Raw genomic sequence first — 21,288 nt, 5'->3', positions numbered from 1 at the left:
AACGGCCCGGAGCGATGGACAAAGGACGGGGAAGGCCGTATAAAATTTTTGACGAGCCGGGACAGTGTCGCGGCAAGGGGGAGTTATGCGTGTTTTTTTCTGTCTGCTGATGCTCATGCTGCTGTGCCCGTCCGCGGGCCTGACGCAGGAGAGCGCGCTCACCGCCCGCGAGGCGTTCGGCGCCCTGCCCACGAGCATTTTTGAAAATACGGCCGAAGGCCTTGAGGACGAGGACAAACAGCAGCTGCTGGAAGAAGGCCAGAGCGAGTTCTGGGAACTGGCCGGCGAGAGCCGGGACGTGATCGTGTTCCGGGCGCTGCCCTTCCGCGACAGCGGCGTGGCCCTGCGTCTGTTCCGGGACGCTGACGACGGTTCGGCCGTGGCGGCCATCGGCACGCTGGGCACCGAGCTGTGCACGGTGGAGCTGTGGCGCGTGGACGCCTCGGGGCGCACGGTGCCCGTGGACGTGCCGCAGGAGCCGGACATCCAGGAATTTTTTGCCAAGGGCCAGCCCGTGCCCGACGATGTGAACCCCTCGGTGCTCATCTGCCTGGGCATGGGGGGCCTGCGCGCGCACCCCGTGTTCTGGAACAAGACCGGCATGCTCTACCTGCCGCTGGCCAACGAGATCGGCTACCGCTGGGACGGCCACCGTTTCCAGAAGGTGGTCAGGCCGCATGCGGAGGGCAGCGGCGAGCCCGCCGACGGGCTGGATATCGAATGACGGACGAAGGGGGCACCCGGCAGGGCGCCCCCTTTTCGCATCTTGCGGGACAGTCTATTTTTCCAGCCACAGGGCCAGGCGGCGTTCCAGCTCGTCGGGCTCCAGGCGGGGGCTGTCGTAGAAGCCGGCGGCCTCGCGCTGGCGGCAGGCTTCGGACAGGATGATGGCCGAGGCCACCGAGACGTTGAAGCTCTGGATCATGCCGTACATGGGGATGTAGAGCTCACCGTCGGCCATGCTGATGAGTTCCTCGTTGACGCCGCTGTGTTCGTTGCCCATGATGATGGCCGTGGGACGGGTGAAGTCCCAGGTGCGCAGCGGCTTGGCCGTGGGCGTGAAGGTGGTGGCCAGGATCTGCATGTTCTGGGCACGCAGGCTGGTCTCCAGCTCCTGACGGTCGCGGTGGCGCACGCTCTCCACCCATTTGCGGGCCGAGGCCGAGGTCTTGCGGCCCAGCACGGGGAAGGGCGTGTCGGTATAGTACAGGTGCACCTTGTCCACGCCGAAGGCGTCACAGGAACGGTAGATGGCCGAGACATTGTGCGGGTCATGGATATTGGCAAGCACAAGGGTCAGGTCGGGCTGACGGTGGGCAAGCACCGAGCCCAGACGCGCCTTGCGCCGGGGAGTGGGGTCCTTGGGCATAGCATCCTCGTTGTTGGTGGAATTCGCCGGAAATCTGGCAGAAAAACGCCGTTCCCGCAAGCCTTGGCCTTGCGGCGCGCGGCAGGGAGTCTCAGCATGGAAACTGGCAGGGAAGCATCGGCCGCCATCCGCATCCGGCCGCTGGAACGGGAAGACCTCAAATTCGTGCACGGCCTGGACAACAACGCCAACGTCATGCGCTACTGGTTCGAAGAGCCCTACGAGGCCTTCGTGGAATTGCAGGACCTGTACAACAAGCACATCCATGACCAGAGCGAGCGCCGCTTCATCGTGGACCATCAGGGCCAGAACGTGGGCCTGGTGGAGCTGGTGGAGATCGACTACATCCACCGCCGGGCCGAGTTCCAGATCATCATCGATCCGGCCTGGCAGAACCACGGCTTTGCCACGGCGGCGGCCAAGCTGGCCATGGCCTACGCCTTCGACGCGCTCAACCTCTACAAGCTCTACCTCGTGGTGGACAACGAAAACGTGCGCGCCATCCACGTCTATTCCAAGCTGGGCTTCCAGGCCGAGGGCGTGCTCATCCACGAGTTCTTCGCCAACGGCGCCTACCACGACGCCACGCGCATGTGCATCTTCCAGCACGAATACCGCAGCCTTTACGGCAGCGACAGCGGCCCGGCCGCGGCCCTGCCCGGGGACGGCCCGGACCCCGTCAGGTAAGCCGGATTTTGTGAAATGTTCATCCTGCGCCAAGAGGGAGCATTTTCATTGCAAAAAACGTGGAAATGGCGTAAGATTGAGAAGTTTTCATAATGTATCACAATGTCTTCTTTTGTGATATTTTATACTGACTTGAGGAGAATCCCATGTTGAAACGCTGGTCCCTGCCTCTTGCCCTGCTGACCGTGCTGGCGCTTCCCGTGCTGGCCATGGCCTCCGAAGGGCATCCGAGCATCCCCGGTGCGGAACTGTCCGCGGTCTGGGTCATTCCTTTCGTATGCATGCTGCTGTCCATCGCCATCATGCCGCTAGCCCTGCCGCATATCTGGCATCATCACTTCGGCAAGATCTCCGTCTTCTGGGGCCTTGCCTTCCTGATTCCCTGTCTGGTGGTCTACGGCTTCAACGTGGCCTTCTATGAATTCCTCCATGCCATCCTGCTGGAGTACATCCCCTTCATCGTGCTGCTGTTCGCCCTGTTCACCGTGGCCGGCGGCGTGCGCCTGAAGGGCTCGCTGGTGGGCACCCCCGTAGTCAACACCGGCATCCTGGCCGTGGGCACCATCCTGGCCAGCTGGATGGGCACCACCGGCGCCGCCATGCTGCTGATCCGCCCCCTGCTGCGCGCCAATGCCCACCGCAAGTACCGTGTGCATTCCGTGGTCTTCTTCATCTTCCTGGTGGCCAACATCGGCGGCTCCCTGACTCCCCTGGGCGACCCGCCGCTGTTCCTGGGCTACCTGAAGGGCGTGAGCTTCTTCTGGACCACCACCAACCTGTTCGTGAAGACCTGCTTCATGTCCCTGGCCCTGCTGGGCATCTACTTCGTGCTCGATACCGTCCTGTACGGCCGTGAAGGTCGTCCCCAGCCCCCGCATGATCCCAACAAGGTGGAAGAAAAGCTGGGCCTCGACGGCTCCATCAACCTGCTCTTCCTGCTGGGCATCGTGCTCTGCGTGCTGGTCTCCGGCATGATCGACCTCGGCGAAGCCATCAACATCCACGGCGTGGGCATCGATGGCCAGAACCTGCTGCGCGACATCCTGCTGCTCTGTCTGGCCGGCCTGTCCTGGAAGTTCACCACCCGCCAGTGCCGTGAACTCAACGGCTTCTCCTGGGCCCCCATCGAAGAAGTGGCCAAGCTCTTCCTGGGCATCTTCCTGAGCATGATCCCCGCCCTGGCCATCCTGCGTGCCGGTACCGACGGCGCCCTGGCCGGTGTCATCAACATGGTCTTCCATGACGGCGAGCCCGTGAACTACATGTTCTTCTGGCTGACCGGCGCCCTGTCCAGCTTCCTGGACAACGCGCCCACCTACCTGGTGTTCTTCAACACCGCCGGCGGCGACCCCGTGCACCTGATGACCGACATGGCGCCCACCCTGGCCGCCATCTCCGCCGGTGCCGTGTTCATGGGCGCCAACAGCTACATCGGCAACGCCCCCAACTTCATGGTGCGTTCCATCGCCGAAGAACAGGGCGTGGCCATGCCCAGCTTCTTCGGTTACATGGCCTGGTCCGTGGGTATCCTGATCCCGCTGTTCCTGATCCTGACCTGGCTGTTCTTCATCTAGGCCCTGCGCCTTTGCGATCCCAGGGGCTGCCCGGCAACGGGCGGCCCCTTTTTTTTGCGCCTGCCTGCGGGGCCGGGAGCGGGGGAGCGGTACTTTTTTCGGCATGCATCTGCGGGCCGCCCCTGTCCATGGCGTACCTGCCGGGTTGCCGTGGTCCCCGGCCGCCCGTCATGCCGGTACGGCGGCCCTTCCTCCTCCGGGGCTGGCCGGGGCCCCGGCCGTCATTGCTTTTTGACCTGAAAAAGGTAACTATGGCCGCTCCGCAGGCGGCCCGGCAAGGCTGCGTGCCTGCCCCGCCGGTTCCGGCAGGAGCCCCTGCGTCCGTATGATCTTTTCGGGAGGCAATCCATGCGAGCTCTTTTCCGTTTGACCGTTTTCCTTTGCGTGCTGGCCCTCTGCTGCCCGCTGGGAGCCACCGCTGCCGCCAAGGCCGACAAAGACAAGGTCGAGGAAGATTTCGAAGCCCTGCGCCGTTTCAGCCAGGTGCTGGATCTGGTGAACCGTTATTATGTGAAGGACGTGAACCAGGGCGAACTGCTGGACGGTGCCCTCAAGGGCATGCTGCAGGGCCTTGATCCGCACTCCACCTTCATGACGCCTGAAGAACACAAGGAGATGCAGGAGACCACCTCCGGCGAATTCACCGGCATCGGCATCGAGATCACGGTGGAGAACGGCCAGGTGACCGTGGTGACCCCCATCGAGGACACGCCCGCCTATCGTGCCGGCCTGCAGTCCGGGGACGTCATCCTGACCATCAACGGCCAGCCCACGCAGGAACTGAGCCTGCAGGATGTGGTCTCGCGCATCCGCGGCCCCAAGGGCACGGAAGTGGAGCTGGGCATCCTGCACAGCACCTCCAAGTCGCCCAAGACCATCCGGGTCAAGCGTGAGGCCATCCCGCTGGTCAGCGTGAAGTCCAAGCCGCTGGAAGACGGCTATTACTGGATCCGCCTCACCCGTTTCTCCGGCCGCACCGACGAGGACCTGCGCGACGCCCTCAAGAAGGCCACCCGCGAATGCGCCAAGACCGGCGGCCTCAAGGGCATCGTGCTCGACCTGCGCAACAATCCCGGCGGTCTGCTGGACCAGGCCGTGAGCGTTTCCGACATGTTCCTGAGCAAGGGCACCATCGTGTCCATCCAGGGCCGCGGCCCCGTGCCGGAGCGCATCTACGAGGCCAAGGACCAGGCCGGGGACATCGACGTGCCCGTGGTGGTGATCATCAACGCCGGTTCGGCCTCGGCCTCCGAGATCGTGGCCGGTGCCCTGCGCGACCAGAAGCGCGCCCTGATCATCGGCGAACGCTCCTTCGGCAAGGGCTCGGTGCAGAACATCATCCCCCTGTCCGACGGCTCGGCCCTCAAGCTGACCGTGGCCCTGTACTATACGCCCAGCGGCAGCTCCATCCAGGCCGAGGGCATCGTGCCCGACCTGGAGATCCTCTTCGAGCGTCCGCGTGAAGAAGACGCCGACGAGCCCCGCATCCTGCTGCGCGAGCAGAACCTGAGCGGCCATCTGGAGAACGCCGATGGCGGCAAGAAGGCCACGAGCAGCAAGAAGCGTGACGATGCCGCGGAACAGCTGGCCCGCGACAACCAGCTGCGCATGGCCCTGCAGCTGGTCAAGGGCCTGCCCCGCATCCAGGAGATCCGGCGCTAGGCCTGCGTCCGGCGCGGAGGGAACCTGTGCGCTTGCCTTTCTTACATCCCGGCCCCCCGAGCGGCGACGATCACGACGGCCTCTCCGGGGGGCCGTGTGCGTCGACCCGCCTGCTGGTGGGCGGTTTACTGTGGTTCTGCCTGTGTCTGGGCCTGTCCCTGTGGCTGGCCTCCCGGGAGGGAGGCGCCGTGCTGGTGGCCGAGGACGGGCAGCCCGTGCTGGCCACCGGTGACTGGTTGCGGCACCGGGACCGTCTGGACGATCTGATGCGCCAGACCCTGTCCCGGGTCATGCCCGGCTGCCGTCTGCTGACCATGCCCGGCTTTTCGGAACAGGAGGCCCGGCATTACCGTGTGGAAGGGGACGGCGCTCCCCTGCGTCTGGCCCTGGCCCTGCAGGAGCGCCTGTGCCAGGAGGCCCTGCGTACCGGCCCTGACGGCGAGCGCCTGCTGGCCGATGACGTCCCCATGCCGCAACTGCGCTGGACTGACGACGGGGTGCTGGAAGCCGATGTGGACGGCCGCACCTGCCTCGTCCTGCATTTCCCCGGCTGGGAGACCATGCTGGCCACGCTTTCCCGGCCCATGCCCGAACCTGCTCTGGTGCTGGTGATCGACGACATGGGCCAGAAGCTGGAGCCCGCGGAGCAGCTGGCCAGCCTGCCGTTCCCCGTGGCCCTGGCCCTGTGGCCCCATGCCGCTGCCCGCCGTCCGGTGCAGCAGGTGGCCCGGGACATGGGGCTGGACGTCCTGCTGCACATGCCCATGGAGGCCATGCCCCGCAAGAACGGCACCGCGCCCAATCCGGGCCCCGGAGCGCTGGAGACGGACATGGACGCCTATGCCATGGAACACGCTCTGGACAAGGCGCTGGCGCAGGTGCCCACGGCCCTGGGTTTCAACAATCATATGGGTTCCGGGTTCACCGGACGGCGCGATGCCTGCCGCATGCTGGCCGGTCTGGCCTACGGGCGCGGTCTGTTCGTGCTGGACAGCGTTACCCGCGGCAACAGCCAGCTGGAGACCAGCATGGTCCGCCAGGGCATCGTCACGGCCAGCCGCCATGTCTTTCTGGACGATCCCCAGGGCACGGACAAGGTGCTGGCCGCGCTGGACAAGGCCGCCCGCCTGGCCCGCAAGCAGGGCATCGCCATCGCCATCGGGCATCCTCATGCCTCGACCCTGCGGGCCCTGGAGCGCTGGGAGAACCGCGAGGGCGTGGCCGTGGTGCCCCTGCGGCGCTACGTCTGGCATCTGGCCCAGCTGCGGGCCGGACAGTTCGGCAAGCCGGAGTGATCTTTCCGGGAGCGTCTGGAGCGCTTCCCGGCTGACAGCCGCCTGTGGCGGTGATGGAGAACGAACATGAGCATGAGCATCGGTTGTGTGGGTTGCGGCAACATGGGCGGGGCCATCCTGGCCGGTCTTGCCGCCTCTTCCCTGGACTGCACCCTGTATGGCCATACGCGCACGGCAGCACGCATGGCGCCTCTGGAAGCGGCGGGCGTCACCCGTCTGGATTCGGCCCGCGAGCTGGCCCGCAAGGCCCGCTATGTGGTCATGGCCGTCAAACCCTACCAGATCGAGGCCCTGCTGGCCGAGATGGCGCCCGAGTTCGGGCCCGACACGGTGGTGATCTCCGTGGCGGCGGGCATCAGCATCGCCCGTTTGCAGGCGGCCGTGGCCGGACGCTGTCCCGTGGTGCGCTGCATGCCCAATACGCCCGCGCTGGTGGGCAAGGGCGTGTTCGCCCTGTGCTTCGACGACAAGGTCCCGGCGGAGAGCAAGGAAGACATTCTGCGCTTCTTCAGCCAGCTGGGCGTTTGTCTGGAGCTGCCGGAGTCCCGCTTCACGGCCTTCTCGGCCCTCATCGGCGCCGGGCCCGCCTATGTGTTCGGCATGATGCAGGGGCTGGTGCAGGCCGGTGTCACCCTGGGCCTGGGCCGCAAGGACTGCCGCGACATGGTGGCGGCCCTGTTCGAAGGCTCGGCCGTCATGGCGGCCCGCAGCGACACGCCGCTCATGGAACTGCGCGACCAGGTATGCTCGCCCGGCGGCCTGACCATCGCCGGGGTCAATGTCCTCGACAGGGCGGGACTTTCCGGCCTGCTGGTGGATGCGGTGCTGGCCGCTGACGAACGCGGCAGGGAAATGGAAAAGGAATAAAAGAAGGGGAGGCGAAAGCCTCCCTTTTTCAGTTATGAAAAACGGCAGGATCTCCGGGAGGTCCTGCCGTTTTTTATCGCTATGCTGCAAGAAGTTACTTGGTCTTGTCCAGACGGATATCCAGGCGCTTCTTGCCCTTGGTCAGGATGTAGCGCGTCTTGGCCTTGGCGTGCAGGTCGATGACGATGCGGGTGTCGCTGCCCTTCTTGCCCAGGCGCACGTCCTTGACCATCTCGCCCTTGGGCACACCGGGTTCGCTGAGCTTCCAGGTGCCGTGCAGATCCACCACCACGCGGGAGGGGCTGGTCAGCTCCAGATGCTTGAAGCGGATGGGGGACGAGGCGTCCAGGCGGATGGTGGCGCCGCCGTCACGCACGAAGACCACGAAGTTGGTGATGGTCTGGTTCTTGGGCGCGGGCTGGGGCTTGGGGGCGGGCTTTTCCGCCTTCTTCACTTCCGCCGGGGCGGCGGGAGCCGCAGGAGCGGCCGCCGGGGCTTTTTCGTCATGGGCGGCAGCGGTGAGCGGGGTCGTGCCCGGACTTGCGGGGGCAGGGCTTTCCGCTGTGGCGGGCGTTTCCTCTCCTGTCTCGAAGGCAAAGCCGCGCTCCACGGCAGCGGGAGAAGGCTTGACCCCGGCAGCGGCCAGCTTTTCACCATCGGCAGGCGTGCCGGGCGTCACGGGCAGGGGGGGCTGGGCAACGGGCGGCGCGGGCTTTACAGGGGCGGAGACGCTGTTGTCGGCCGGGACCGGGGCGTCGCCGGACTGCCCCATGCGCGTGTTGAGCAGGATGAGCAGCAGGCCAAGGATGATGACCGCGAGGACTATCCAGAGAAAGATCTTGTTCATGCCAGTAGGCTCCTGTGCCTTTGGGCCGGATGTCCGCCGGAAAGTGCCCGGCGGAAGATCGCGCGGGCGGTTCATGATGCGCGTGTCACGGCGGCGGGGCAAAAGGCCTTCCGGGCCGGGGCATGCCATGAGGCCCCATATGCAGGCACGGCTAAACTCTACATGATTTGTGCCGAATGGCAAGATTTGCCAAATCCCTTTACGCGCCGGGGGCTTTGCGCTAGCATCGGCGCACTATGCACGAAATGTCCATCGCACAAAGCATCCTGGACATAGCTCTGGAAGAGATCGCCAAACAGGGCTGTGACCGGCTCGACCTCATCCGTGTGGAATGCGGCGCCCTGGCCGGCGTGGTGCCGGACTCGCTGCAATTCTGCTTCGAGGCCCTGGTGCAGGGCGGGCCGCATGCGGCCGCCCGGCTCGAACTGGTGACCATCCCCCTGTTGTTGCGCTGCTCCACCTGCGGGCAGACCTTCGGCGGCGAGGGGCAGGAAGCCCTCTGGCAGCCGTGTCCGGCGTGTGGCGCTCTGGCAGGCCACACGGTGGTGCAGGGCAAGGAGCTGCAGATCAGTCATCTGGAAGCCTCCGTCAGCGGGGGCCAGGATTCATAAACCGACGGCCTGCGGCCATGCTGCCGCCAGGCGGGCCCTGAGGAAAAGGGCCGGAGTTCCGGGAGGAAACGATGCAAATTCCTGTGGTGCGCAACGTTCTGGAAGCCAATGAGAAGATCGCGGCCAGCGTGCGCGAGAAGCTGCGTGAGCGCAAGATCCTGGCCCTGAACCTGATCTCGTCGCCGGGCGCCGGCAAGACGACCCTGCTGGAACGCACCCTGCATGACCTGGCCGGCGAGTTCCGCATGGCCGTCATCGAAGGCGACCTGCAGACCGACAACGATGCCCGCCGCGTGGCGGCCACGGGCGCCCAGGCCGTGCAGATCAACACCGACGGCGGCTGCCACCTGGACAGCAACATGATCATGACGGCCATGGAGAGCCTGGACCTGGACGGCGTGGACATCCTGTTCATCGAGAACGTGGGCAACCTGGTCTGCCCCGTGGAATTCGACTGCGGCGAAGACGCCAAGGTGGCCCTGCTGAGCGTGACCGAAGGCGACGACAAGCCCGAAAAGTATCCCCTGCTGTTCAACCTGGCCAAGGCCATGGTGCTGAACAAGGTGGACCTGCTGCCCTATGTGGACTTCGACCGCGAACGGGCGCGGGATTTCGCCACCCGCCTCAACAAGGAACTGGCCGTGTTCGAGGTCTCCTGCCGTGACGGTTCCGGCCTGGAAGGCTGGTACCAGTGGCTGCGCGACATGCGCGCCGGCAAGCTGTAAGCCTGGCCCGCATCCTTGGAATGCAAACGCCCCCTGCAAAGGGGGCGTTTTGTTTTTCCGGCGGGCCGCGGGGAAGGAGGGGCGTACGGGCCGTTCGTCCGGTCGCTGTTCGCCGTGGCAGCACGATGAAAGGCTGCCACGGCGGCATGTCGTCTGGTTGGGGGACCTGTCCGCCCTGCATGATGGCGCAAAAAAAGGGCCTCCTTCCCGGATGGGAGAGGAGGCCCTTTGGGCAGGTTCGTCCGTATCTGCTAGAACGAGGCGCTGTACGCGGTCATGTCCACGATGAGGGTGGCGGTGGGACGGCGCACGGTGATGGTGAACAGCTGCACGTCCTTGCGGGGGGTATCGCTGATGAGGTCGGGCAGCATGTCGCCGGGGGCCATCATGATGCAGGCGTCACCGCGCGGGGCGTTCATGAGCATGCCCAGAGCCATGTGCAGGATCTCCATCTGGCGCTTCTGGTCAGCCACGGGCATCTCGGTGAAATTCATGTCCAGGCCCGGCAGCTCGGCCTGCCAGGGGCGGTAGCCCATGTTGTAAAGGCTGGCCAGCAGGGCGTCCAGGCGCTGGTCGCTGAGCCTCTGGCGCAGTTCCACATGCTCCAGCACCTCGCCGCCGGCCTTGACCGGGAAGGCTTCCACATTGTCATCGCCGGGGGTGTAGGGCGTCAGGCGGGCGGCCCAGACCATGTCGGCAAAGCCCAGGCTGGTCAGCACGGCGCCGCCGTCATCGCGCAGGGGGTCCTTTTCCAGCAGGGCGCAGGCGTCCTTCATCAGCATGCCGGGCCGGAATTTGCTCAGGGCGCAGACGGGCCGGGCATCTTCTGCGGGCAGCAGGGATTTTTCCGTGCCGTTGACGTGGCTGATCTTGCCGTCAAGGCCGCGGACCAGCAGGCAGGGATGGTGTTCGCCGCACAGGGTCAGGCTCTGGACGCCGGCCAGGCGGACCTTGTTGAAGTCCCACAGATACAGGCCCATATCCATGCGCAGGTCGGCGGTGCCGCCGGGATTGAGCAGCTGGTCTTCGCCGCCGGGCAGGAGGTCGAGACGGGCATAGTTGGCCTGGTTGCCCACAGTGAAGCGGATGCTCAGCAGCTCTTCGGCGCTTTCGTTGCGGATGGTCAGGCTTTTTTCGTCTTCCGGGGTGTCCCTGGCCGCGAAGGCCGGGGAGGACGCGAGCAGGGAGACGAACACAAGGGTCAGAAAAACAAGCAGACGGCAGGGATGGAACATGTCGGACCTCGTCAGGTTGCAGTCCCGAAGGGCTGGGACGGCACGTCGGCCGTAGTTGGCAGGATCGGACCGCACAGCAGCGTGCGGCATGCTGTAGGTGTAGCAAAGGCCCGCCGGGGCCGCAAGGCATTGCAGGCGGAAGGGCGGAGGAGCGGGAGAGGAGGGGCCTTTACGCTGCCCGTCCCGGCTGGTATAGGAATCAGTCGGGCGGGACTGTCCGCCTTTTTCCCAACACGCCGTTTTCCAAGGAGCCGCCATGTCTTCGTCCCGCCGTGCGCAGGATACTTCCCAGCAGACGCCCGCCGCAGGGCTGAAAGTGACCCTGCCGGTCCTGGTGACGGCCAGCGTGCTTTTTTTGGCGGCCCTCGTGCTGGCGTATCTTGGCGGTGTGATGACAGGCCGTGCCCAGTGGGCCAGCAGCCTTGAGGAATCCCGTGCGGCCCTGGCCGCGGCGGCCGCCACGGATGGGGAAAAGGAAGAGAGCGCCGCCGCGGGCGAAGCCCAGACGGCCGCTGATGCCGAGAACTCAGAGGATGCCCTGGTCGAAGCCTCGGTGCTGGCGGCCTCGGAGCTGCGTTTTTCCCGTGCCCTGCGTGCCGAGCCCGGCGCGCGTCTGGAGCCTGTTTCGCCGCCGTTGCCGGCTGCCCAGGCCCCCAAACCGGCAGCGGCAGGGGTCCCCGCCTATCCGCCCATGCCTCCGGGCATGCAGCCTGCCGTGCCCGCGGGGGAAAAGGCGCCGCCGCCAACGCCCACCGACATATATGATTTCGTCTTCCAGCTGGGGGCCTTCCGCGATCCCGGCATCGTGGACGATTTGCGCCAGCGTCTGGAAGGGCGCGGCCTGCGCACCCGCATGGAGCGCAGCGGCAAGCTCTATCTGGTGATGGTGGTCATGCGCGGTACGGACGACTGTGCCCGCGAGGTGGAAGCCATCGCCCAGGACATGCACCTGGGCAAACCGCTCATGCGCAGCCGCAAGCCCGTCCCCGGTCGCCGCTAGCGGCGGATGCGGGCATTTTTCCCGGCCCGCAGGGGCGTTGGGCTCCTTCTTGCAATATGTGAAACTATTCGCTATTATTGCAAATCTTGTTTGTTTAATTAAACAGTCATCCCGGCACGGCACCCTGCCGTGCATCCTTCTTCCCGTGCGCAGCGGCCAGCCTCCCGGCCCCGTGCGTCCGGGGAGCCGCTCCTGTCCTGTCGCGCCTGTTCGAGGCGCCTGTCCCTGGTGCCGGATGTCCCGGCCATCGCCATTTGCCTGTCTTCGGACGAACATCCTATCGGACGTTCCACCGCAAGGAGAGACCATGCCCGCTACCAAGACTGACAACATGTTGAGTTCGCTGCGCCTCGGCGTCATCGAACGTCTGGCCCTTTCGTTCTGGGCCGGGACCCTGCCGGAAGACGTGGACCGCATCCCCCTGCTGATGCGCCCGCGCGGCAGCGAGATCATGAGCCGCTGCTGCATCTACAAGGACCGCGCCATCCTGCGCGAACGCCTGCGTGCCGCCATGGGCTTCCGCCTCGAAGACGAGACGGACGACTCCATCCCCCTGCGCACCTATGCCGAAGAGGCCCTGGAGCGCAAAGAGCCCAACTGGCCCATCCTGACGGTCTGTGACATCGCCTGCCAGGGCTGCATGCGTGCCCGTTACTATGTGACCGACGCCTGCCAGGGCTGCGTGGCGCGTTCCTGTATCGGCAGCTGCCGCTTTGGGGCCATCTCTTTCTCTCGCGGCCGCTCCACCATCGACCCCGAAAAGTGCCGCAACTGCGGCATGTGCATGGACGCCTGCCCCTACCATGCCATCGTGCGCCTCAATGTCCCCTGTGAGGCGGCCTGCCCGGTGCGCGCCATCCACAAGGGCAACAAGGGCCGCGCCGAGATCGACTTTGAAAAGTGCACCAGCTGCGGCCGCTGCATGCGCGCCTGCCCCTTCGGTGCGGTCATGGAGCGCAGCGAAGTGCTGCCCGTGCTCCGTGCCCTGGCCAGCGGCCGCCATGTGACGGCCCTCATGGCCCCGGCCATCGTGGGCCAGTTCCCCGGCGGCCCGGCCCGCATCGTCACGGCCCTGCGCCGTCTGGGCTTTAGCGACGTCATGGAAGTGGCCCTGGGCGCCGACGTCACCTCGCAGCGTGAGGCCGCGGAATTCGTGGAACGCATGGAACGCGGCGACACCTTCATGACCACCTCCTGCTGCCCGGCCTATGTGGAAGCCGTGCGCCGCCACGCGCCCGAGCTCCTGCCCCATGTGTCCGAGACCGCCACGCCCATGCATTATACGGCCGAGATCGCCCGCGAGCGCCATCCCGACACCGTGACGGTCTTCATCGGCCCCTGCGTGGCCAAGCGCCAGGAAGGCCTGCACGACGAGATGGTGGACTACGTGCTCACCTTCGAAGAAGTGGGCGCCCTGTTCAATGCCCGCGGCATCGTGGTGGAAGAGTGCGAAGAGCACGAGCTGGAGCGCCCCAGCAACGAGGCGCGCGGCTATGCCATCGCGGGCGGCGTGTCCGCCGCTGTGGAAAAGCTGGTGGGCGACCGCTTCGAGGTGCGTCCCGTGGCCATCAACGACCTTTCTCCCCAGGGCCTCAAGAAGCTGCAGTCCTTCGTCAGGGGCGGCTGCCCCGGCAACCTGGTGGAGGTCATGACCTGCGTGGGCGGCTGCGTGGGCGGCGCCGGTGTGGTGATGCCCGCCGCCAAGGGCGCCAAGGCCGTGGAGAACTTTGCCACCAAGGGCAAGGTGTAACCGGGGGCCAGGTCCCCGTTGCCTGTGACCTGCCGTCGCTGACGGGACGCCCGTCCGGACCGGCGGCAGGCAGATGACGACGCTCTGTGCCGGGAGGATGATTCATGATCATCTTCCCGGCTTTTTTTTGCCTCCCTTGACACAGGCCGGAGGGGAGGCTACAAAGCTGGTAACACGTTTTTATAAAAAATAACACGATTGCATGCGCCTCCTGTCTTCCTCTTCTTGGCAGTCGGGGAGACCGCTCAGGGGATGCCGACTTGCCACCGGTATCCCCTGATTGCTTTCAGGGCCCCGGCATCCGGGGCAGGCAGGGGCAGCGTGCAGGCATATCACGTGCGGCGGGCCCGCAGGGGCGGGCCGCAAGCCGGCCATGACCGGCGCACCGGGCGCCGGGGCCGTGCCGCCGCGCGTCACCGTCCTGGGGACACGGATACGACATGGTCAGTCAGGAAAAACGGATAGGTGTGGTGGCCCTCGCCATCCACGACAGGCAGGCCCGGGCGGCTTCCGTCAACAACGTCATCAGCCAGTATGCCGATCTGGTGGTGGGGCGCATGGGCGTGCCGTACCGTGAGCGGGGCCTGAGCATCATCGCCCTGCTGGTGGACGGCAGTACGGATGCCCTCGGGGCGATGACCGGAAAACTGGGGAACATTCCCGGTGTGAAAGTACGCAGCGTCCTGCTTACTGCCGCCGGGCAGGAGCTTTCCCCCAAGGAGGATTCATGAAGCGCATCGAGATGGAGCATATCGGCTATGTGCCGCATGTGCCGCAGCCGGGGCCGCATCCCGGTACCCTGCCGTTCGTGCAGATCGATGCCGAACGTTGCGTCGGCTGTGATACCTGCCAGGAGTACTGCCCCACGGGGGCCATCTTTGGCGAGGTGGGGCGGGAGCACGCCATCCCGCATCCCGAAGCCTGCATCAACTGCGGCCAGTGCCTGACCCATTGTCCGGAGCTGGCCATCTATGAGGAACAGAGCTGGGTCCCCGAGCTGGAAGCGAAGCTTGCCCGCAAGGACGTCCGCTGCATCGCCATGCCCGCGCCTGCCGTGCGTTACGCCCTGGGCGACTGCTTCGGCCTGCCGGTGGGCTCGGTCGGCACGGGCAGGATGCTCTCCGCACTCAAGGCCCTGGGCTTCGCCCATTGCTGGGATACGGAATTCGCCGCGGACGTGACCATATGGGAAGAAGCCTCGGAATTCGTGGAGCGTCTGGCCGCGCGCCGCGACCTGCCCCAGTTCACGTCCTGCTGCCCGGGCTGGCAGAAATATGCCGAGACCTTTTATCCCGACCTGCTGCCGCACTTCTCGTCCTGCAAGTCGCCCATCGGCATGAACGGGGCCCTGGCCAAGACCTACGGCGCGGAGCGTATGGGCTATGATCCCGACACGGTCTACACCGTCTCCATCATGCCCTGCATCGCAAAAAAATACGAAGGCTTGCGGCCTGAGCTTGCGGCCAGCGGACGGCGCGACATCGACGCCACCATCACGACCCGTGAGCTGGCCTGGCTCATCAAGAAAGCCGGTATCGACTTTGCCTCGCTGCCCGATGGCGGCCGCGACAGCCTGATGGGCGAATCGTCGGGCGGGGCCACCATCTTCGGCGTCAGCGGCGGTGTCATGGAAGCCGCCCTGCGCTACGCCTATGAAGCCATCACGGGCAGCAAGCCCCAAAGCTGGGATTTCAAGACCGTGCGCGGTCTGGACGGCCTCAAGGAAGCCACGCTGACCATCAAAGGCACGGAGCTGCGTGTGGCTGTGGTCCACGGGGCCAAGCGTTTCAAAAAAGTGTGTGACGAGGTGCGCGCGGGCAGGTCTCCGTATCACTTCATCGAATTCATGGCCTGTCCCGGAGGTTGCGTCTGCGGCGGCGGGCAGCCTATCATGCCCACGTTGCTGGAGCAGGCCCGGCGCCGGGCCACCAGCCTGTATGCCTCGCTGCGGCAACGCCTTGACCGCGCGGAAGTTTAGGAGGATACACCATGAAGATGATGCATCTGACCCGTCGCGGTTTCTTGCGTGCGGCCTGCGTGGTCGCGGGCGGTGCCATGATCAGCCTGCGCATGGCCGGTGTGGCTGTGGCCAGGTTCCGGGACATCAGGGACTACATGCTGGACCGCATCCACGGTGTCTACGGCGCGGATGCCGCCTTTCCCGTGCGGGCCTCGCAGGACAACGCCCAGGTCAGGGAACTGTATGCCGCCTATCTCAAGCGGCCGCTGGGCCCGCTTTCCGAAAAACTGCTGCATACCCGCTGGGCAGACCAGTCCGCCGGGTATCGCCGTCTGGTGGAGGCGGGGACGTTCCCCAATCCCCGTGATGTAGAGATGTTCGCCGCTTCTCCCTATCCTTACGAACAGAAATTCTAGCCATCCTGCCGTCTGCGGAAAGGGGGCCACCTGACCCTGGGACGGTTTCCGTTCCTCTCTGTCGAGCCCTGTGTCCTGTCCGAAAACGGCGCACGCCAGAGAGGTTTGCCATGTATGATCCCCATTCCCTGCATGCCGAAGAATTCATAGATCACGAAGAGGTGCAGGAGACCCTTGCCTGGGCGGCGGAACACGCCCGCGATGCCGGGCTCATCGACAGCATCCTTGCCAAAGCCGCGCTCTGCAAAGGCCTGAGCCACCGGGAAGCCTCCGTCCTGCTGGCCTGTGAGCTGCCGGACAGGGTAGAGGCCCTGTACCGGCTGGCCAACCGCATCAAGCACGAGTTCTACGGCAACCGCATCGTCATGTTCGCGCCGCTGTACCTGTCCAATTACTGCGTCAACAGCTGCGTCTACTGCCCCTACCACGCCCGCAACAAGCACATCATCCGCAAAAAGCTGACCCAGGAGGAAGTGGCCCGCGAGGTCATCGCCCTGCAGGACATGGGCCACAAGCGTCTGGCCCTGGAAGCGGGCGAGCACCCCACCATGAACCCCATCGGCTACATCCTCGACTGCATCCGCACCATCTACGGCATCCGCCACAAGAACGGGGCCATCCGCCGCGTCAACGTGAACATCGCGGCCACCACCGTGGAAGAATACCGGATGCTCAAGGATGCGGGCATCGGCACCTACATCCTGTTCCAGGAGACCTACCACAAGCAGAGCTACGAAAAGCTCCACCCCGCGGGTCCCAAGCATGATTATGCCTGGCATACCGAAGCCATGGACCGCGCCATGCAGGGCGGCATCGACGATGTGGGCCTGGGCGTGCTCTTCGGTCTGGAAGGCTATCGTTACGAATTTGCGGCCCTGCTCATGCATGCCGAGCATCTGGAGGCCGTGCACGGCGTGGGCCCGCACACCATCAGCGTGCCGCGCATCAAGAAGGCCGACGACATCGATCCCGACGTTTTCGACAACGGCATCGACGACGAGACCTTTGCCCGCATCTGTGCCTGTATCCGCGTGGCCGTGCCCTATACCGGCATGATCATCTCCACCCGCGAGAGCCAGGCCGTGCGCGAAAAGGTGCTGCCTCTGGGCGTCTCGCAGATCAGCGGTGCCTCCCGCACCAGCGTGGGCGGCTATTGCGAGCCCGAGCCCGAGGACGAGAACTCCGCCCAGTTCGATGTCAGCGACCGCCGCACTCTGGACGAGGTGGTCCGCTGGCTCATGGATCAGGGCCACATCCCCAGCTTCTGCACGGCCTGTTACCGCGAGGGCCGTACCGGCGACCGCTTCATGAGCCTGTGCAAGAGCCGCCAGATCCTCAACTGCTGTCATCCCAATGCCCTGCTGACCCTCAAGGAATATCTGCAGGACTACGCCTCGCCCGCCACCCGGGCCGTGGGCCTGGACATGATCCGGAAGGAACTGGACAAGATCCCCAGCGACAAGGTGCGCGCCCGCACCATCCGGTGCCTGGACGCCATCGAGGCCGGGCAGCGGGACTTCCGCTTCTAGGCCAACAGCCTTTTCCGGGGCTGCTCCTGTCTGCCGGGAGCGGCCCCGGGCTTTCCCCGTGGCGCTTGCCGCCTTTTTCCTTCCTCCATCCCGCCGGGCAGGGCCCTTCCTGCTCCGCCAGTCTTTCCAGGAGATCCCGCCATGCCGGAATCCGCACCGTCTTCCCCCGCGACGGCCAGCCGCGAGGCCGTCTGTTCTTCCGCGGCCCCCGCGTCCGTCCCCGCCCTTTCCCGGGCCGAAGTTCGCGAGCTGCTTTTCGACCTGCCCTGGCCGGAATTGCAGGCCCTGGCGCACCAGTGTCGCCTGCGGCACAAGGGGCGGCATGTGCATGTGCGCGGCCTGCTGGAATTTTCCAATGTCTGCCGCCGCAACTGCCGCTATTGCGGCCTGCGCCACGAGAACAGGCGCCTGTCCCGCTACAGCCTGTCGGCGGCGGAGCTGCTGCGGGCCGCGTCACAGGCCGTGGCCGCCGGGGTGGACACGCTGGTGCTGCAATCGGGCGAGATGGCCCGCAATCCCCTCTGGCTGGCGCAGGTGGTGCGCGGCCTCAAGGAGCGCTTCGGCCTGCCCGTGACCCTGAGCGTGGGCGAGCAGCCGCGCGAATGGTACGCCCTGTGGCGGGAGGCCGGGGCCGACCGCTTCCTGCTCAAGCACGAGACCGCCGATGCCCGTCTCTATGCCGCCCTGCATCCCGGCTATCGTCTGGCCGACCGGCTGCGGGCCCTCTCCTGGCTGGCGGAGCTGGGCTATGAGGTGGGCTCCGGCTTCATGGTCGGTGTGCCCGGCCAGCGCCCCGAAAGTCTGGTGGACGACATCCTGCTGGTGCGGGACATGCGCGTGGCCATGTGCGGGGCCGGGCCCTTCGTGCCCCAGGCCGACACGCCCCTGGGGCGGCAGCCGCGCGGCTCCACGGAGCTGTGCCTGCGGGTCATGGCCGTGCTGCGTCTGGCCCTGCCCTGGGCCAACCTGCCCGCCACCACGGCGCTGGCCAGCCTGCGCCCCGAAGACGGTCAGCGGCAGGGCCTTGCCGCGGGCGGCAACGTGCTCATGCCTTCCTTCACCCCGGCGGCGCGCCGGGCTGCCTACCGCATCTACGACCACAAGGCTGTGGTGGACATGGACGCCGTGCGGCGCGCCATTGCGGGCGCCGGGCTGGAGCATGCGCTGCCGGAAGCTTAGGCAGGGGAGTGCGAGATGTTTTGACGGGGGAGGAAGGGGCGTTTTTTGGTAAAAACTGCCCCTTCCTCCCCCGTACCCCCTCCAACCCCGAAAAAACTTTGTTCCGGCCGGTATGATGGGTCCCCGTCTTTGTCTGCGAGGGCAGGGACATCGCGGGATGGCCGTGGGGGGCTGGGAGATGTCAGAGGGACTTTGGCGAGTCGCTTTATTCTCTGTGTCCTCATGCCGGGATGTCCGTGACAGGGCAGGTGTGGAACGGACCCCCTTGTCTTTGGTGAGGAAAGGCTTCTGTGACGGCGACGGCCAGGGAGCGGGGAGAGCTGCTGCAAGCGGGCCTGGAATGTGCAGCGGGGCAGTGTTTTATGCTCTTTCGATGATGACGGCATGGACAGGTGCCCGTGGCGTTCCTATATCTGGAAGGAAAGGCCGGGAGCGCGGCTGAAGGCATGGGCCTGTCCTGTCGCCTCCCGTAGCTTCCGCATCAGGATTTTCAGCATACAAGTTAAGGCGTGTCGTCCGGCATGACCGGCGGCCAGCATGAAGGAGTTCGGCATGAACGAAAGTCCCAAGGCCCTGCGCCTGCATATCGGTCTGTTCGGGCGGCGCAATGCGGGCAAGTCTTCCTTGCTCAACGCGCTCGTGGGTCAGGACGTGGCCATCGTTTCCCCCACGCCGGGCAGTACGGCGGACCCGGTGGAAAAGACGCTGGAGATGGCGCCCCTGGGGCCGGTGGTCTTTCTGGATACGGCCGGGCTGGACGACCGGGACGCCTCGCTGGGCGCCCAGCGGGTGGAGCGCAGCCTGCGGGCCATGCGCCGGGTGGACGTGGCCCTGCTGGTGCTGGATGCCCCCTGCTGGGAGGCCGTGGACGCCGACACCGCCGCCCGTCTGGCCGCTGCGGGCATCCCCTTTGCCGTGGTGGTCAACAGCCGCGGGACGGCGGACACCTGTGATGCCGCATGGCGTCCTGACGGCCTTGCCGTGACGGTCCCCGTGCTCTGGGCCTCGGCCCGGGAAGGCTGGGGACTGGAAGGCATCCGGGCGGCGCTGGCCCGTCTGGCTCCGGCCGGGGCCCTGAAACAGCCGCCGCTGGTGCACGACCTGCTGCCGGAGCACGGCACGCTGCTGCTGGTGGTGCCGCTGGATTCCGGGGCGCCGCAGGGCCGCCTCATCCTGCCGCAGGTGCAGACCATCCGGGACAGCCTGGACGGCCGCTGCCTGTGCCTTGTGGTGACGGAAGAGCAGCTGCCGCAGGCCTTTGCCGCCTTGCGGGAGCCGCCGGATCTGGTGGTCTGCGATTCGCAGGTGGTGCATGTGGCCGCGCGCCTGACGCCGCCGTCCGTGCCCCTGACCACGTTCTCCATCCTCATGGCCCGCGCCAAGGGCGATCTGGTGGATCTGGCCCGGGGGGCGGCGGCCCTGACCCGTCTGCGGCCCGGCCAGACCGTGCTGGTGCAGGAAGCCTGCTCGCACCATGCGCAAAAAGATGACATCGGCCGCGTGAAGATTCCGCGCCTGCTGGCCCGGCTGGCCGGCGGCCCCGTGGAGACCCCCATGCTGGCCGGCAAGGAATTTACCGAATATGCGGGAGACGCGGCCGCCGTGGTGCATTGCGGCGCCTGCGCCATCACGCGCGGCCAGATGCTGGCCCGGCTGGACGAAGCCCGGGCCCACGGGCTGCCCATGACCAATTACGGCATGTGCATCTCGCTGGCACAGGGCGTGCTGGAACGCGTGCTCTCTCCCTTCCCGGAAGCGCTGGCCGCCTGGCGTGCCGAAGCGCAGCTGCCGGGATAACCCGTAACCACAGGGCATGCATCATGCCCGGGAGGTCATATGCCTGGACCGTTGTTCGCCGTCATCGGCATCATCGTCATGTTCCTCGTCATGCGCTGGGTCTTCAAGAATGGCGGTTGCGGCTGAATGCCCCGTCGTCCTGCCCCGGGTCCCGGGGAAAAGCGTCTGGAAGAATTTTCCGCCCGGCGCAAGGAGGAAGACCGCTGACCCTTCCGGGAAAAGGCCCCGCGGCAGCCATGTCTGGGTGAGCCTGTCCCTTTCTCCGCTGTCCTGACCTGACGGCAGCGGCTCTCCTGTCCATGTTCCCCGGCCCGTCGTGTCCTGCGACGGGCTTTTTTGTCTGCGCTTCCCCAGCGCCGTCGTCATGAGGGCTGTCTTTTTCCTGCCCCTTCTTCCCTGTTCCATCTTTCGTTTGTCCGGCATGGCCTGCCGTACAGCCGCCGGCCCGTGTTCCCCGGTCTGCGGTGGGCTTCTGTCTTTTGTTCCATCTTCCGTGCCGGATGCTGAGAGCTTATGTTTCCCTTACATCTTGCACAGCTATCAGGCTTTCTTGTTTCATGGACCGGGGCGGGAAGTTCCTGCCGCCGCTCAAAGACGGGGACCTGCCATACCGACCGGAGCAAAGTTTTTTCGGGGTTGGAGGGGGTACGGGGGAGGAAGGGGCAGTTTTTACAAAAAACGCCCCTTCCTCCCCCGCCATCCCCGCCCCGGATGGACAGGGCGGGACAATCTTCGTATGCTGCCTAGCCTGAGGGCCCTGACGGTCGCATCCGGCCGGTATCATG

19 protein-coding genes are annotated in these 21,288 nt (G+C 65.9%); 16 read left to right on the top strand and 3 right to left on the bottom strand.

Features of this window, described 5'->3' with window-relative positions:
- Positions 1 to 85 precede the first annotated feature (85 nt).
- Positions 86 to 724, top strand: a complete 639-nt coding sequence (locus tag Q4I12_RS01760) for a hypothetical protein (RefSeq protein ID WP_289616400.1) — start codon at positions 86 to 88, stop codon at positions 722 to 724.
- 54 nt (positions 725 to 778) lie between these two features.
- On the opposite strand, the gene Q4I12_RS01755 is transcribed toward Q4I12_RS01760, so the two are convergent.
- Positions 779 to 1,369, bottom strand: coding sequence for a TrmH family RNA methyltransferase (locus Q4I12_RS01755; RefSeq protein ID WP_006009249.1), 591 nt, complete (start codon positions 1,367 to 1,369; stop codon positions 779 to 781).
- Positions 1,370 to 1,465: 96 nt separating this feature from the next.
- Between Q4I12_RS01755 and speG the strand changes: the two genes are divergently transcribed.
- The 5 genes from speG to proC all read left to right on the top strand — a co-directional run bounded on the left by speG (position 1,466) and on the right by proC (position 7,454).
- Positions 1,466 to 2,056 (top strand): spermidine N1-acetyltransferase, encoded by a 591-nt coding sequence (speG, locus tag Q4I12_RS01750; protein ID WP_168935371.1) that lies wholly within the window; start codon positions 1,466 to 1,468, stop codon positions 2,054 to 2,056.
- Between the two features lie 146 nt (positions 2,057 to 2,202).
- Positions 2,203 to 3,630 carry a sodium:proton antiporter gene (locus tag Q4I12_RS01745; RefSeq protein WP_168935372.1) on the top strand — a complete coding sequence of 476 codons (1,428 nt, stop codon included), beginning with the start codon at positions 2,203 to 2,205 and terminating at the stop codon, positions 3,628 to 3,630.
- A gap of 348 nt (positions 3,631 to 3,978) precedes the next feature.
- On the top strand, positions 3,979 to 5,292 hold the full coding sequence (locus Q4I12_RS01740; protein WP_302260251.1) for a S41 family peptidase: 1,314 nt from the start codon (positions 3,979 to 3,981) through the stop codon (positions 5,290 to 5,292).
- Between the two features lie 26 nt (positions 5,293 to 5,318).
- The gene (locus tag Q4I12_RS01735; protein ID WP_302260250.1) at positions 5,319 to 6,587 is read left to right on the top strand and encodes a divergent polysaccharide deacetylase family protein; all 1,269 of its coding nucleotides are present in this window, start codon (positions 5,319 to 5,321) and stop codon (positions 6,585 to 6,587) included.
- A 66-nt stretch (positions 6,588 to 6,653) separates the two neighbouring features.
- The gene (proC, locus tag Q4I12_RS01730; protein ID WP_302260249.1) at positions 6,654 to 7,454 is read left to right on the top strand and encodes a pyrroline-5-carboxylate reductase; all 801 of its coding nucleotides are present in this window, start codon (positions 6,654 to 6,656) and stop codon (positions 7,452 to 7,454) included.
- A 94-nt stretch (positions 7,455 to 7,548) separates the two neighbouring features.
- Here the strand turns inward: proC and Q4I12_RS01725 are convergent, their stop codons facing one another.
- Positions 7,549 to 8,301 (bottom strand): AMIN domain-containing protein, encoded by a 753-nt coding sequence (locus Q4I12_RS01725; protein ID WP_302260248.1) that lies wholly within the window; start codon positions 8,299 to 8,301, stop codon positions 7,549 to 7,551.
- A gap of 245 nt (positions 8,302 to 8,546) precedes the next feature.
- On the opposite strand from Q4I12_RS01725, the gene Q4I12_RS01720 reads away from it, so the two are divergent.
- Positions 8,547 to 8,912 (top strand): hydrogenase maturation nickel metallochaperone HypA, encoded by a 366-nt coding sequence (locus Q4I12_RS01720; RefSeq protein WP_320619779.1) that lies wholly within the window; start codon positions 8,547 to 8,549, stop codon positions 8,910 to 8,912.
- A 71-nt stretch (positions 8,913 to 8,983) separates the two neighbouring features.
- Entirely contained in the window at positions 8,984 to 9,637 is a 654-nt protein-coding gene (gene hypB / locus Q4I12_RS01715; RefSeq protein ID WP_168935377.1) for a hydrogenase nickel incorporation protein HypB, read from the top strand.
- A 251-nt stretch (positions 9,638 to 9,888) separates the two neighbouring features.
- Here the strand turns inward: hypB and Q4I12_RS01710 are convergent, their stop codons facing one another.
- Entirely contained in the window at positions 9,889 to 10,872 is a 984-nt protein-coding gene (locus Q4I12_RS01710; protein ID WP_302260247.1) for a peptidoglycan glycosyltransferase, read from the bottom strand.
- A gap of 256 nt (positions 10,873 to 11,128) precedes the next feature.
- On the opposite strand from Q4I12_RS01710, the gene Q4I12_RS01705 reads away from it, so the two are divergent.
- The 8 genes from Q4I12_RS01705 to hydF all read left to right on the top strand — a co-directional run bounded on the left by Q4I12_RS01705 (position 11,129) and on the right by hydF (position 20,503).
- Positions 11,129 to 11,872: an SPOR domain-containing protein gene (locus Q4I12_RS01705; protein ID WP_302260246.1), complete on the top strand. Its 744-nt coding sequence runs from the start codon at positions 11,129 to 11,131 to the stop codon at positions 11,870 to 11,872.
- 307 nt (positions 11,873 to 12,179) lie between these two features.
- On the top strand, positions 12,180 to 13,622 hold the full coding sequence (locus Q4I12_RS01700; RefSeq protein ID WP_302260245.1) for a 4Fe-4S dicluster domain-containing protein: 1,443 nt from the start codon (positions 12,180 to 12,182) through the stop codon (positions 13,620 to 13,622).
- A 440-nt stretch (positions 13,623 to 14,062) separates the two neighbouring features.
- Entirely contained in the window at positions 14,063 to 14,353 is a 291-nt protein-coding gene (locus Q4I12_RS01695) for a TM1266 family iron-only hydrogenase system putative regulator (protein WP_204626558.1), read from the top strand.
- A complete protein-coding gene (locus tag Q4I12_RS01690) occupies positions 14,350 to 15,600 on the top strand; it encodes a [FeFe] hydrogenase, group A (RefSeq protein WP_418733198.1) in 1,251 nt (416 codons plus the stop codon). Before Q4I12_RS01695 ends, Q4I12_RS01690 begins: the two co-directional genes overlap by 4 nt.
- 11 nt (positions 15,601 to 15,611) lie before the next feature.
- Positions 15,612 to 15,998 (top strand): iron hydrogenase small subunit, encoded by a 387-nt coding sequence (locus Q4I12_RS01685; RefSeq protein ID WP_168935381.1) that lies wholly within the window; start codon positions 15,612 to 15,614, stop codon positions 15,996 to 15,998.
- 110 nt (positions 15,999 to 16,108) lie between these two features.
- The gene (gene hydG / locus Q4I12_RS01680) at positions 16,109 to 17,527 is read left to right on the top strand and encodes a [FeFe] hydrogenase H-cluster radical SAM maturase HydG (protein WP_168935382.1); all 1,419 of its coding nucleotides are present in this window, start codon (positions 16,109 to 16,111) and stop codon (positions 17,525 to 17,527) included.
- Positions 17,528 to 17,668: 141 nt separating this feature from the next.
- Positions 17,669 to 18,706, top strand: coding sequence for a [FeFe] hydrogenase H-cluster radical SAM maturase HydE (hydE, locus tag Q4I12_RS01675; RefSeq protein WP_204626559.1), 1,038 nt, complete (start codon positions 17,669 to 17,671; stop codon positions 18,704 to 18,706).
- 552 nt (positions 18,707 to 19,258) lie between these two features.
- Complete coding sequence (gene hydF / locus Q4I12_RS01670) at positions 19,259 to 20,503, top strand: [FeFe] hydrogenase H-cluster maturation GTPase HydF (protein ID WP_302260243.1); 1,245 nt, start codon at positions 19,259 to 19,261, stop codon at positions 20,501 to 20,503.
- Positions 20,504 to 21,288: the final 785 nt, after the last annotated feature.

The organism is Desulfovibrio piger, from assembly GCF_951793255.1.
Taxonomy (GTDB): domain Bacteria; phylum Desulfobacterota; class Desulfovibrionia; order Desulfovibrionales; family Desulfovibrionaceae; genus Desulfovibrio.
This window is presented reverse-complemented; position numbering and strand designations above follow the sequence as displayed.